We start from the raw sequence: 13,501 nt of genomic DNA, 5'->3' as shown, positions 1-13,501 counted from the left end.
GCTTACCACGTTTTAATTATAATAAAAACATGACCCCAAATGCGAGCAAAACCATCCCCCCGCAAGCTTCTCCGTACTCGCCCAAATTATGGCTGACACGTCTGCCAAGCAGCAAACCCATCACAGACATCAACCCGCCAAAAATGCCGAACATCATGACCGTCATCAGCAAATCCGTATTGAACATTCCAAGCGAAACACCGACGGAGAACGAATCAATACTGACACTGAGCGAAAAGACCAGCACGCCCCACAAAGTGCGGTGATTGAAGGAGGGGACAGCATCTCCTCTGAACGAGCTATATATCATATGACCGCCGAGCAAGATGAGCAACCCGCCAGCTGCCAGTACTGTTACATCGCCAAGCAATGAACTCATATAACCGCCGGTAAACATGCCAGCTAGCGGCATTAAAATATGGAACAGCGCAATGACTGAACTCAGTATTAAAATATCCCGGAGACGAATCCCCTTTAACCCGATGCCGATGCCAAGCGAGAACGCGTCCATGCCGAGCGCAATCGCCATAAAAAGGATAGTCAGAAATTGGCCCGCATACGCGTTTGCTGCTATCATCCATATACCCCCTTGTCCGCTTCTCTCTCATTCATATGCGGACAGGCTCAGGATCATGACGAACAGCCAGGCCTAGACATGCTGAAGCTGATTGGACGCCGCTTTAATCAGACGATTCATATATGCAGCTCCTATTCCCTCGGCCCTGCACGCCTCAGCCCAGATCAGCTCAATGCCCTGGGTGTCGAATTCACGCAGCGCGGCATACAGACCGTGCGCAGCGCTGCGTATGTCGGACAAGCTGCCGCAGGAGAGGACCAGATCAGCCTCATACCTGCCTGCATGTTCTTCAAAAGCAAGCACCCCTGTGCGTTCGCCCCGAATGGATGCGGCGGCAAGCTCGCGCCGAATATGCGCCTGCACATGCTTTGGCTCTCCATCCACGACCCGCACGCTTCCCCGCGGGGCATAATGCCTGTACTTCATGCCTGGAGAACGGGGAGCCGCTTCCGGTCCTATGCTGCCAGCCGGATCACTTTCCTCAAGAATATGCCCCAGCTTCTGCAACTCTTCGCGCGTTACCCCTCCGGGGCGCAGAATACGAATTGCCTCTCCCGATAGACCTTCTACAATTTCAATAACGGTCGATTCCAGCCCGACACCCGCCGGACCATCGTCAACCAGGCCGTCGATACTGCCGGATAAATCTTCAGCTACATGCGCGGCAAGCGTCGGGCTTGGACGTCCGGAACGATTGGCGCTCGGAGCAGCTACCGGACAGCCGGACGACTCAATCAACCGCAGTGCGGTACGGTGCTGCGGCATTCGCACGCCCAATGTATCCAGGCCCGCTGTGACAAGAGCGGATACAGCACCCTCCTTGACGGGCAGCACAATGGTTAGAGCTCCCGGCCAAAAACGCTTCATCAATCGGTCAGCGAGTTCTCCCCACGGTTTGACCAGTTGGAGAAGCTGAGTTGTAGAGGCAATATGAACAATGAGCGGATTATCTGAGGGCCGTCCTTTGGCCGTAAAAATTTTTGCTACAGCATCTGTGTTTCGGGCATCTGCCCCGAGGCCGTAGACCGTCTCTGTCGGGAAAGCGACCGTCTTGCCCTCCTTGAGACAAGCCGCCGCTTCCTCGATATCCTGCCTGTTTGACTCCTCATCCTGCTGCAGATGCCAGACACGGGTATTTATGGGTTCCACTTCGCACTCATCCTTTATGTTGAAAATAAGGCCCAAATCAAACAGCGATTTTCGTTTCTTTGGTTCAGCTTATATAGCCAAATCTGTTGACTGACGAGTAATTATACCATAAAACAAAAATAAATGACCCGATGTATGAACCATACCGGGCCATCTGATAGCGTCGATTAGAACAGGTCATTGAAAAAATCTATGACAGACTGGATAAGCTCCCAGATAAAAAATTTCACTTCCGGCGCTGGAGCCTCGAACGCATCCGCAGTGCCGCCTGTTGCCGAATTGTCTGGAGATTCCATAGCCGCTGCCGACACTGTCGCTTCCCCGCTCACGCCGTCTACAAAGCAAAGGGGAGGGAACAGCACGCACCACCAGTTCTGTCCTTCACCGCTGCCGAGCGTAATTCGCAATGCCTCGTAATCGCCAGCCGGATAGACGGTTTTTCCGTACATTTTGGTAGGGAAAGGGACGACCCCGAGCTCTACCTTGTATCCGTATGTGAAACCCCGGGTCTCCAGCACCTCGCCAACAGTCTGTTCCAGCTCTGGAAGACGGGATTCGATCATCAGCCGCGCCTGCTCGATCGTCTGAGGGCCTTGCGCCCAGCCAGCCATTTGCTCCACGATCGCATCACGCACATGACGTTTGATAGCCTGATCCTGGGGAGAATCCGAGTTGGCCAGCACACGCAGCCGGATCGCTTCCTCAGGAATAGCCCCGTTTACAACTGCAGCATCAATGCGATGCCCTTCCCAGCTCATCAGAAGAACAGCCAAAGCAAAGACCAGAAGACCAAACGACTTGCGAAACGAATTACGAGTATGATTGCGGATTACCATATGACACACAAGCTCCTCTCATCCGCACCCGTCGGTGCGCCGCTTGCGTTCCGGAACGTCTATGTCCCTAGTATGTCCGCCTGCTCACTCTTTAAACCTATCAATCTCCAAAACTTTCAATCACGAATCTTCTTGAAGCACACCGTACTTCACCTTCATCCGGGTCAATATCTTGATCCAGCGTCCGGCGAACAGTCCCAGGAAAAACACATTGCTCAGCGCATGGGCCAAATCAAAATAAAAGCTCGCCGCATAAGCCATGGCAAAAGTATGCCAGGTCATCTCGCCGAAGTAACCGATAATATACCAAATGTTCATGATCCAGCCGAACAGAAAGCCCCAGACAAATCCGAATGCGATCCGGCCCCAGCGCGTCGCCATCCATAGCCGGTGTCGCAACAGTCCGGCGGAGAAGCCCATCATCCCCCAGCAAAACATCTGCCAGGGCGTCCACGGCCCCTGTCCCAGGAACAGGTTCGACACCACCGCAGCCACACTGCCTACAATAAAGCCCACCTCCGGTCCAAGCACCAGCGCGCTTACAATAATGACAAAGGAGGTTGGCTGGACGCTGGGGAGCGAGACGAAAGGCACACGCCCCACTGCGGCAATCGCTGCCAGCATCGCAATCATGACCATGCTTTCGGCATGGAAGGACTTGCGTTCAAATCGGACCCAGAAAGGTATCATGACAGCTACAATCATAATAATACTCAGCGGCAGATAATATTCCTCCCGCCATAGCGCTGCAATCAGCAGCACAAAAGCGATCGCGAAACCGCTTAGGTAGAGCCCTTGGCGAATGCCTGCCACCTATTGATCACATCCTCTTCGGTCACCAGCGAAGGCCACCGCTCTGCCGCGACACGCTGGACTACCGTAGTGTAGAAATAATTTTGCTGAAAAAAGGAAGAGGTTTCCTCCGGTCCAATCACCGATCCGTTGAACAGCATTGCGCTTCGGGTGGCATAGCGGGCTGCGAACTCCACATCATGGCTGACCATCAGAATGGAACGGCTGCCCTGAAGCCATTTTCCCAACAGCTCTGCCAACTTTTCCTTTTGATAGGGGTCCAGGCCTTTGGTCGGCTCGTCAAGCAGCAACAGCTCAGGATCAGCGAGCAGAACAAGAGCCAGAGCGGTCTTCTGCTGCTGACCGCCGCTAATATCATAAGGGTGGTGGTTCAAAATCGGCTCGAGTTCAAACAGGGTTACCATCTCCTCCAGTCGGCGCTTCTGCTCCGCTTCTGAAAGATCAAGCCTGCTGAGCCGCTCGTCCAACAGCTCCCGTACAGTATCGCGGTTGAAATAAAGCAGCGGATTTTGCGCGAGATAGCCGATACGGGCGATCCGCTCCTTCTCCTTCCACTTGGACAGCGGCTTCCCGTCCAGTTCTACCGCTCCTCTTTGCGGCTTCAGCAGGGAGGACAGCACGCGCAGCAAGGTTGATTTTCCTGCTCCATTGCCTCCCATGAGCGCCATCAGTTCCCCTTTGCGAACTTCAAAGGAGCAGCCGTGCAGCAGAAACGGCGAGTCTTTCTCATACTGGAAAAAGACCGAGCGGCACTTGAGCATGATGGCATCCGCGGAGGAACGGCCGCGTATACGAAGTTTGCCGCTGCTTGGTGCATCATCAACAGGCGAAGGTTGAGAAGACTCTCCTGCATCACGGCCGGCTCCCCGCTCTCCCTCCACCCGCGCCATCCACATCTTTCCTTCCTTAACGGTAAGCGGGATGGCTTCTGCCTGGCGGTCTGGCCATGCCAATGCCATGCGGCTGACAGCCGGAAGGAATGTCCGCGCTGCTTTATCGCCGCTAGCCCATACGTCTGCAATTACCTGGCGGGCCGGGCCGGCATATTTCACCGTGCCCCTATGGAACAGACAGACACGGCTTGCGTATGGGAAAAGTTCCTCCAGCCGATGCTCGGCTATCACAACAGTTATGGACATTTCCTCATTCAGTCGATGCAACACTTGTAAAAACTCCTTGGCTGCAATCGGATCAAGCTGTGCGGTCGGTTCGTCCAGCAGCAGCACCTTCGGACGCAGCAGCAGCACCGAAGCCAGATTCAGAAGCTGCTTTTGCCCGCCGGACAGCTCATGTACAGATTGCCTGAGCCAGCCCTCCATCCCGAGGAAGGAGACCATCTCCGCCATCCTGCGCTGGATAACGGCAGGCGGGAAGCCCAGATTTTCCAACCCGAATGCCAATTCCTGCTCTACCGTGCCCATCACTATCTGGGCTTCGGGGTCCTGGAACACCATTCCGATCTCCGAAGCCGCACGCTGCGGCGGAAGTTCTTCGAGCGGACAGCCGTCGTAGAGGAAGCTCCCGGTGCGCTTTCCTTCCGGCCAGATTTCCCGTTTCAAATGACGGATGAACGTCGTCTTCCCCGAACCTGTCGAACCGCAGAGCAGGACAAACTCCCCTTCCGTTATATCCAGAGATATGCCGTGAAGGGCAGGCTCCTCCTGTTCGGGAAAGGTAAAGGTTACATTCCGGATCTGATAGCGCGCCATCTCATCACCTCTCTGATATCCATTACAATCGGCGCCAGTAAAAAACCGGCAAAACAGGCATAATGCAATACGGTTAAATACGATAAATCCGGGAGCATAAGCTTCGGATAAACCGAATAACGACCGTAGCCAAGCGCAGCCCCAATTAATGTAAGCAGACCGGTAACCGCCAGCCACACAAGCATCTGCCAGTCCCGGCGTTCCATCCGGTAGACGACCGCCGAGCTTCGTTTGCCCAATCCGTAGCCTCTGGAGCGCATCGACATGCCGGTCTGGAGCGCTTCCTCCAGCGACCAACTGACCAGCGTATGCATCGTCTCCATCGCTTCTTTGGCCTGAAGCCACTTCTTCTTTTTATATAAAAAATATCCCTGAGATTTCTGCACCCGGATGATCTCCATAATCCGGCGCTTCAGCAAAGGGACAAACCGCATCGCTACAGTAATGACCAATACAGTGCGCGGCGCTAACCTCGCAAATAAATATAAGAAACGGTTCGGGGTGATGATGCTGTTGTAGCCGATAAATCCGATAAGCACGGCAAGCAGCGACACGGCAAATATCGCTCCATAAGCAATCGCCTCAAGCGTGACCGGCAAATCCCTGAAATAAAATAAAATCGTCCTGCCCCGGCTCGTAAGCAACGGATTGCTAATGAAGATAATGAGTGCCATCAACAGGTAAAAAGGCAGCGGCCTCACAAGTCCGCGGCCCCCATCCTGCAAAACAGCAATGGCAATTGCCACGGCCAGCACGGTCAGCAGGTAGAGCGGGTGCTTCAGCATGACCGCTGCTCCGAAGACGACGACAAAATAAATGAAGCTTATGGCCGGATGAAGCGAGTAAAAGCCGCCGGGCCATTTATTCTTCTTTTCCATCCCATAAACCGCCCATCTCTACGCCAAGATCCTTGCCCAGATCCTCGGTATAGCGCCACTCGATCTTGTCTCCCGCCTTGACAGACCATACGCCAGCTCCGCGGTTTGGATACTTGCCATTAATGTTGTACATCCATCCGCTGCCGGAGCCGTAATCAAATTCGTAGATATTATCGATCCCCTCAATATAGGCGGTTGCGCCTCTGCCGCGGAACTCCATATGAATCTTGTTGGCACGCGTCACACGTTTCAGCACATCCAGCACGGTATCGTTCTTTTCAATCTTGACCTCGGTCGTCTTCAAAATATCCCCCACATCAGACGGCCCGACGATGGTGAAGTTCACTGTATCCTGCTTGCGGGCAGCAGAAGACTTCGTATCCTTGTCCCCGGCTGCTTGGGACGGCTCGGTAGCCGTACTGCCCGCCCTGCCTGTTTCGCTGTTGGGCGGAGCAGCGGAGTCGGCAGGCTTTGGCGTCTTCACCGTCCCCGAGGACGGTTTTTCAGAAGAACCAGAGGCTGCTTGCCCGGCTGACTTGGATGTTCCACCTGAAGGGACAGTCTCCACGCTGGAAGACCTCGTTCCTTCCTTGTCCGTCTCTTCCCCTTTTGCGACGCCGCCTGCTGCACCAGCGGGGCTGCCCGAGTCTCCCTTCCCATTTGCGGCCGGTTGCTCGTTTGAATCAGCGGCCGTCTGTGCGTCAGGCGAGGCCGATGATTCTTCTGCGCCCTTGGTCTGATTCCCGGTCTCATCTACAGGCTGCCCATCGGATTTGCCGCCCGACAAGGCGGCTTCCTCCTGCCGGCTGCTCCCTATATCGCTATGCGATTGCTCTGTCCCATCATTATCCTGCTCAACGTCCTGCTTGTGAGCGGCATTGGAAACCTTGTCCCCTTGCTCTGATATCTCGTTAGATTCCCCGATTGAGCAGCCTGCCAGAATAGCTGCCAGCAGGATGAAGCCTGCGACAAGAAGCAGACAGCGCCTTTGTGTCCGATGCAAAATAATCGGTCGCCTCCATTCTTGTGAAATTGCAGTTGGCCCTTTTAATCAGGAAAAAGAGACGAGTCGTCTCTTTTTCCTGTATGGTTCTAAATTTGATAGGCGCTTGCTTAAGCAGCCTGTTTGTCAGACTCGTAAAATTGCATCAAAATAAATACGGCAAGCTCGCGTGTTACGTGTCCCGCAGGACTAAACGCACCGTTCTCCCCTGTCATCAAGCCTGCTTGATAGAGATAAGTCACCGATGGAGCCGCCCACGGCGATACTTGCTGCAGGTCAGAAGGCTGCTTGCCGCTGGTCTGCCTGGCATCTGCAAATCCTAGCGCCCTGCCCAGCATGACGGCCATTTCCTGACGCGTGAGCGATTCACCCGGTCTGAAGGCGCCTGCACCGGAGCCTGTTACAATCCCTGCTTTGCTGGCTGCGGCGATGGATGCTGCATACCAGCGATCTGTCATTACATCAGTGTATACCGAATTGGTCTGCTCTTCAATATTTAATCCCAAGTAGCGAACCAATACGGCGGCAAATTCAGCTCGTGTCATCTCATGCTCCGGCATAAATTGCCCCGAAGCGCCCGTCCCCTGAACGAACCCTGCTGCTGCGGCTTTGTGAACCGCATCAACTGCCCATGGCGAGATGTTCGATTCATCCTTGAATAATTTGCTTATATCCGGCTTTCCTTCCATTTGCGCACCTGTTTTTCGGATGTCCGAGAAATCATAAAGCGCCTTTTCCTTTTGCAAGAACCGCTTGTGAGCGAGCAATCCCAGCAGACCCTGATGGGTCGCCATGAAGTTGGACTCTCCGCCAACGCTATGAGCGATGCCGCCATCCGCATTCACAAAACGGATCAGGTTGCTGTGCAGGTTGCCTTTTTCCTTCACGAAACGCTTATCGTCCAGCGGGATGCCCAGTGCAGACAAGGCAATGATGACCTGGGATACACTTTCGCTGTTCTCCTTGCCCCAAGCGTTCATGCCGCCATTTTCAAGCTGCTGCCTGGACAGCCATTCCAGTGCTTGATCTCTGGCTTGCTTTACTTTATCCTGATGCTGATAACCAGCCAGTGCTTGAAGAGACATAGCCGTGACATCCACATCACTTTCTCCATCCTGATCTTTGCTAAGCGGGAAGCCGCCATCTTTATTCTGTTGGGTCAGGAGCCAATCTATCAACCGCTCGCGGTTCCATTTAGCGCCCAGCGGAATTTTTGCGCCCGCAGCATCAAAGGCAATCAGGGCATAGATCGCTCCATTCGTGCCTTGCGCGGTCAATCGCTCATTGTTGTAGATTTTCTCCAGAAAATCGAATCCGGCAATTGCGGCAGGGTCTTTCCCAATGGCTGCAACAGCCATCACGGTGCGTTCATAATCGGTCACTTTGCGGAAGCTGCCGTTCACTTCCTTCACATAGCTTTCCAGTGACCTGTAGTACGTATCAGGAACTTGTTTGCCTGAGCGCACCAGAGCAATTGCGTCCCAATCATGGAAGGGATCATAGGTCTTGAAATCTGTATTTTTCAAAATCCAATCGGCTGATTTTTGAATGAAGGCATTCAAGTTCTCCAGCAGGGTGGCGGCTGGCACCAGATTTCTCTGGGCATCGATTAATTCCCTCAACAGTTTGACAAGTTCCAGGTCATTGTAAGCATTGTCCTTGAGCGCATTCTCTACCAGGTCGATAACCCGCTTCAGTTCACGCCAGGACGAAGCTGTATAGTCGGCCTCTTTAAGAGCCTGAACCTCTGCAAGCTTCTTTTGCAATTCCTCCCTGTTATTGGAGCTGACTATAGAATCATATCCCCCAATATCCTTGCCCAAATCTTTCGTATATCTCCATCTCAAAACATCGCCATCTTTGAGAAACTTGGTGTCTGCGCTGTGGTCCGGGTACACGCCATTAACCGAATACATCCATCCGCTATAAGGGCCATGGTCAAATTCAGACAGTCCATCAATTCCTTGTACATATAGCGTGCTGCCCGACCCAATGGCCCTGATGGAGATATTGCGGTTTAGAGCATAGCGCCGCATTAATGAATAAGCGGTATCCCCTTCCGCAAGCGGAACGAGCACCGGCTCTACAATGTAGCCCTCATTGATAGAGATTTTTTCAATGGACAGCTTCACTGCAGGATCACTGCCGCCGCTGCCCGGAGACGGATTGCCGCCGCTGTTGTCAGGCCGATATGTAACAATAGCCGCAAATCGATTGATCTTTACGACCAGATTCCCATCTTCCTCATACGAATATGCGGCAAGCGAAGCATCCTTGTTTAGAGGGATGGGATGGAATTGATCATTTTCATCATAATAGCCCGCTTGATAATCGCCTTGCCCGTTAAAGGTTATCGTCGCATGACCCTCGAATGAGGTCGAAGTCTTCCCTCCGAAGCGGATGGCTGACTTGACTTCTTTGATTTTGGCTGGTGCGATCTGCAAATTGATATCTCTTTGAAGCTTTTCCGGGGAGTCCGGCAGGACGTTCGGAAGAAGGAGCTTGCTTCCGTTCAACTGAATTCTAGTTCGCGGCAGATAGAACGAAACATCTCCATATTTGACATCAAGCCCCGGAACAGTAGTTCCGTATGGCTCAACTTTAACCTCATACTTATTTTCTGCAGGTATGGTTACAATTAAATTTCTTGTCCTTTGAGCTACAACAATTAGTATTCCGGTATCAATCTGCTCCTGAGTAAAATCAATAATTTCGGGTTCTGCGGTCGTCGGCCACCTGTTTTCCGCCGGCTCAGGAATTTGAACCACATCGGTCATATCGTAGAGTCTGGATTTGCCATCGAGAAACCGCTTATAAGCGACAGCGGCCAGCACGCCTTGATGGGTCGCCATCACATTGACCACAGAATGAGTATGCATGTGCCTGAAGGCAATATAATCAGGATTCTTCTCCACAACATAGATGAAGCTGGACAAAGCATCCCATACACTGCCTCCCTGCTTCACAAAGCGCGGGTCCGTTTTAGAATCGATTCCCAAAGCAGATAAAGCAATAACGACTTGTGCCGAGCTTTCACTGGATTCTTCCCCGTTTGTTGCCATCGCAGAAACAAATCCGCCGCTTCTCGTCTGCACACTGGATAGCCAATTCAAGGCACGTTCAATCGCTGCTTTCACTTCCTGCCGATCCTGATAACTGGCGAGTGCCTGAATAGCCATGGCAGTCGTGTCCGGGTCCGATGAAGTTCTGCCTTCGGTACCAATTATGAAACTACCGTCCTCTTGCTGAAAAGTTAATAAACGTTCAATTAGCTTACTTCGTGTCCATAAAGCATTCTCCGGCACTTCGAATTTGCGCGTGTCCAAGGCAATAAGGGCGTAGGTTGCTGCATTGGCGTCTTGAGACAACATTTTGGGATGATTGTATATTTTTTCAACTAGATTAAACCCGCCCACATTCTCAGGATTCAGACCAGCAGCTGTAATTCCCATTAATGTTCTTTGAATATCCGTACTCTTATCTGTTATTGCCTTATTTACAACTACAAAATCTTTCACAACCGGGTAATAAATCCTTGGCACCTCTAGCCCCCCCAAGGCTAATGCCATTGCATCCCAGTCATTGAGCGAGTTATACACTCCAAAATTCGTGTCAAATAAAATCCATTTACCTACTTTTTCGATTATGTCCTGAGGATCAGTAATTTTTGCTCGTGTATCTTCTTCCTTTTTACCCGCTTCGTCCGCAGCAAGTGGAACAGGAGCATCTTCACTCTTTTCTTCCATATTCAATGGAATCTCCTGCTCCTTAGCCGGTTCATTGTCAGTTATTGCGGAGTCAGTTGTTTCCTCTGATTCAGCTATAGCAGCGACAGCAGGTGAATCGTTTGAGGTTGCATGAATAATAAGAGGCTGTGCCCCCGATAACAATAAAAGTAGAGACAACCACAATACTAGAATCTTTTGCCACACATTGGTTCTCATGCTCACTATCCTTTCAAAAAATTGATTTACATATGCAACGACAGCAATCAATGGGCGACGACTGCTCGATTGTTATATCATGAATTCTCTCGACTTATGATGAGCATTAAACTCATAGACTACGAGGAAATTATATGCGCATGAATGAAAACTATGTTAAAGCCCGATTCTCCCTGCAAACCTCTATCAAATAAAGGAATCAGGCTTTAACAGCGATTGGAAGAATCCTCTGCCCTGTAGCGCTACCCTCCTCCCTAGAGGTCCAGCACTAATTTGGTTTTGAGCCATATTTATTAATTCCATATTGCTAGAAAAACAAGTCACAGCAACAAAAGCACCGTGACTTGTTACAATGATTTCTTTATTTAGGACAATGGAATTCCAATTCACTAATTCACTTGAATAACAACGGGAACCGGACGGACCAGATTATAGTAATTGGCGCCAAATTTGTTAGCGGTGACTCTGTAAGTTCCTGGTGTGTTAAATGTAACGGTTGCTTGTCCGCTGACATTCGTGGTGTAGACGCTCGAAGCCCCATTAATGCTAAGGGTAGCTCCGGATATCGGGGCGAACGGTAGCGGAGTACCCCAGCTTGAAGGCTCGCCAGTTACGGTAAATGTTACGCTTTGTCCAGCCTGAATCGAGGTTGCCGATGCCGTGATTTTACCGAAATCGTAAGTGTTGTAGTCGCCAATAAAATATACTTCGAGCAAATCATTAGCTTGCAATGTTTGCTGCCCTACCCCAAGAAGCGGAAGTACGCCGTTAACTTTATACATCCAGCCGGAGTTAGTGCCCTGGCTACGCTCCGCTTCTCCACCAATACCCCTGATGTAGTTTCCGCCATACGGGACATCAATGACGTCAGGGTCCGTTACATCAAATCCATCAAGCTCAAGCGCTTTAATGATGGCGTGAATAACAAGCGGTGTCGAACTGGTCTGATACCAGTTGCCGACGCTGTTGTTCCCCACAGTATCGGTAATATCATATGCGGCAATGTTAAATTGCTTAAGCGGAACAATCGTCTGGCTCCATCCTTCAATACGGACCTGTACCGGCACTCCGGTCGAGCTGCTGCCGGCCGCCATTGCCAGGGCAGGCTGAAGTACAGAAAGAAGAAGCAGTAAACCGAGCCATAAACCTAGCGTTTTCTTCCATACATTTGTCTTCATATTTCACATTCCTTCCGTCAATTAAAGTGGGTGTTGAACTGCAGGTAGATAACCTCTGGAAAACACAAATACACCTTTCCTCATTGAAGAAAGATGCGAATGCAGAGACAGCCGGACCAGGGTATTATCTGGACGGCATATGTAGTCCCGTTTCACCTCCTCCTCATCCTCGTGAGCGCGGTAATGTTCCATAGTGGCAGGTCTCCTGGCTCAGCATCATTGCTAAGGCTGTCCCTTCCCGTTTGCACAGTGGGTGATTACAGCCTGCTCCGCTTTACAGTGGCGGGACCGCGCCGGTTTTGCACCGGACTTCCCTATTAAGCCTATCTCATCCAGCTGTTAAGCCGCGAAGATAAGCACCATTATGGAGGGTATTTAGTTGTTGAAATTTCCCAACCGATTTAGAGTATACTATAATTTCCGCAAATTGCAATCGGAATATAGATCACATGACTTATGCACTCGGCAGCGAGAGAGTGCTCCGGCCAAAATAAATCAATAAGTTTTTTCAATATCCTATCATTAGGATAAATAAAACCAGTGATAGCAAAGAGAGAATGCTCTTCGCCATCACTGGTTTTATTATTGCCCAATATGAATTCGTCGATTTGCCGACCTTGTCGGAATCAACGCAAAACGAGTTCAAGATGAACGTTAACGTCATTTTCCGCGCTCAGTACGATCGAGTGCGGGCTTACCATGCCAAAGTCGGTGAAAGTGACGACGGTTTGACTGGATAATTTAATTTGGTTATCCGTATACAAGGCTTGTCCGGTGAAGGTTACCTCTTTTTCAATGCCGCGCACCGTCAGCTTGCCATTCATCGTAAAGGGATATGCCTGATCTTCAATCCATTTGTCCGGAAGTCCCGAGAATGAGTCCGCTATGAATTCAGCGGTCGGGAATTGCTCGGCATCGAAGTAATCCGCACCTATAATATGTTCATCCCGTTGCTTGCTGTCGGAGTTGAGCTGATCGATCGCTATGCTGCCGGAACCCTGAATTTCCGCTTTACAAGAGCAGGAACCTTTATCTCCGCGAGTCCGCATGAAACCGGTTCATGTTCAACGAACTTAGGAACTTAAACAAGGTGAATTTGCGTAAAAAAGTTGGACGGAAACCATGTTCCGCCCAACTTTTTGGTTTTAACACTTATGGGACATCCCCATCTTATGATGGTTTATTTTTTTACACCTGTTGTTTTTCCACTCAGCTGCTTCTTAATAGAATCCGGAATTTCAGAAGTTTTTATTATTTTTCCTTCTTGGGCATTCGCTTTAATGTCTTCCACATTCACGCCTTCTACTTCCTCGAGTGTAACCTGATCTTTATCTGCTTTATCTGCTTTACCTGCTTTTACACCGGTTTTTCCGCCCGATTGCTTTTTAGCAGCGTCCGGAATTTCAGAAGTTTT

At 50.9% G+C, this 13,501-nt stretch carries 11 protein-coding genes and 1 riboswitch; all 11 genes read right to left on the bottom strand.

Going from position 1 to position 13,501, the window contains the following annotated elements; translation table 11 throughout:
- Positions 1-16 precede the first annotated feature (16 nt).
- The gene (locus tag JFN88_RS11420) at positions 17-577 is read right to left on the bottom strand and encodes a manganese efflux pump MntP (RefSeq protein WP_199019425.1); all 561 of its coding nucleotides are present in this window, start codon (positions 575-577) and stop codon (positions 17-19) included.
- 72 nt (positions 578-649) lie between these two features.
- The gene (locus JFN88_RS11415) at positions 650-1,717 is read right to left on the bottom strand and encodes an L-threonylcarbamoyladenylate synthase (RefSeq protein ID WP_332908467.1); all 1,068 of its coding nucleotides are present in this window, start codon (positions 1,715-1,717) and stop codon (positions 650-652) included.
- Positions 1,718-1,893: 176 nt separating this feature from the next.
- The gene (spoIIR, locus tag JFN88_RS11410; protein ID WP_199019423.1) at positions 1,894-2,562 is read right to left on the bottom strand and encodes a stage II sporulation protein R; all 669 of its coding nucleotides are present in this window, start codon (positions 2,560-2,562) and stop codon (positions 1,894-1,896) included.
- A gap of 120 nt (positions 2,563-2,682) precedes the next feature.
- Positions 2,683-3,375 carry an ECF transporter S component gene (locus JFN88_RS11405; RefSeq protein WP_379166701.1) on the bottom strand — a complete coding sequence of 231 codons (693 nt, stop codon included), beginning with the start codon at positions 3,373-3,375 and terminating at the stop codon, positions 2,683-2,685.
- Positions 3,345-5,084 (bottom strand): ABC transporter ATP-binding protein, encoded by a 1,740-nt coding sequence (locus JFN88_RS11400; protein WP_199019422.1) that lies wholly within the window; start codon positions 5,082-5,084, stop codon positions 3,345-3,347. The genes JFN88_RS11405 and JFN88_RS11400 overlap by 31 nt, the downstream gene beginning before the upstream one ends.
- The gene (locus JFN88_RS11395; protein WP_199019421.1) at positions 5,057-5,962 is read right to left on the bottom strand and encodes an energy-coupling factor transporter transmembrane component T; all 906 of its coding nucleotides are present in this window, start codon (positions 5,960-5,962) and stop codon (positions 5,057-5,059) included. Before JFN88_RS11395 ends, JFN88_RS11400 begins: the two co-directional genes overlap by 28 nt.
- The gene (locus JFN88_RS11390; RefSeq protein WP_199019420.1) at positions 5,946-6,965 is read right to left on the bottom strand and encodes a DUF4430 domain-containing protein; all 1,020 of its coding nucleotides are present in this window, start codon (positions 6,963-6,965) and stop codon (positions 5,946-5,948) included. Before JFN88_RS11390 ends, JFN88_RS11395 begins: the two co-directional genes overlap by 17 nt.
- Before the next feature lie 110 nt (positions 6,966-7,075).
- Positions 7,076-10,711, bottom strand: a complete 3,636-nt coding sequence (locus JFN88_RS11385) for an S-layer homology domain-containing protein (RefSeq protein ID WP_199019419.1) — start codon at positions 10,709-10,711, stop codon at positions 7,076-7,078.
- A gap of 587 nt (positions 10,712-11,298) precedes the next feature.
- A complete protein-coding gene (locus JFN88_RS11380) occupies positions 11,299-12,087 on the bottom strand; it encodes a DUF4430 domain-containing protein (protein ID WP_199019418.1) in 789 nt (262 codons plus the stop codon).
- A 178-nt stretch (positions 12,088-12,265) separates the two neighbouring features.
- Positions 12,266-12,466: riboswitch (cobalamin riboswitch) on the bottom strand.
- A gap of 247 nt (positions 12,467-12,713) precedes the next feature.
- Entirely contained in the window at positions 12,714-13,136 is a 423-nt protein-coding gene (locus JFN88_RS11375) for a YceI family protein (protein WP_199019417.1), read from the bottom strand.
- Between the two features lie 131 nt (positions 13,137-13,267).
- Positions 13,268-13,501, bottom strand: a 234-nt coding sequence (locus JFN88_RS11370; RefSeq protein ID WP_199019416.1) for a hypothetical protein, incomplete at its 5' end; no start/stop codon positions are given.

Origin of the sequence: Paenibacillus roseus, assembly GCF_016424485.1 — a bacterium.
Classification (GTDB): domain Bacteria; phylum Bacillota; class Bacilli; order Paenibacillales; family Paenibacillaceae; genus Paenibacillus_D; species Paenibacillus_D roseus.
The sequence above is the reverse complement of the archived record's forward strand: the minus strand, read 5'-3'. Positions and strand labels throughout refer to the sequence as shown.

Bases quoted from the DNA above. Each gene is read 5' to 3' on its own strand.
- JFN88_RS11420 (WP_199019425.1), bottom strand. From the start codon at position 577: ATGATAGCAGCAAACGCGTATGCGGGCCAATTTCTGACTATCCTTTTT.
- spoIIR (WP_199019423.1), bottom strand. From the start codon at position 2,562: ATGGTAATCCGCAATCATACTCGTAATTCGTTTCGCAAGTCGTTTGGT.
- JFN88_RS11400 (WP_199019422.1), bottom strand. From the start codon at position 5,084: ATGGCGCGCTATCAGATCCGGAATGTAACCTTTACCTTTCCCGAACAG.
- JFN88_RS11395 (WP_199019421.1), bottom strand. From the start codon at position 5,962: ATGGAAAAGAAGAATAAATGGCCCGGCGGCTTTTACTCGCTTCATCCG.
- JFN88_RS11385 (WP_199019419.1), bottom strand. From the start codon at position 10,711: ATGGAAGAAAAGAGTGAAGATGCTCCTGTTCCACTTGCTGCGGACGAA.
- JFN88_RS11380 (WP_199019418.1), bottom strand. From the start codon at position 12,087: ATGAAGACAAATGTATGGAAGAAAACGCTAGGTTTATGGCTCGGTTTA.
- JFN88_RS11375 (WP_199019417.1), bottom strand. From the start codon at position 13,136: ATGCGGACTCGCGGAGATAAAGGTTCCTGCTCTTGTAAAGCGGAAATT.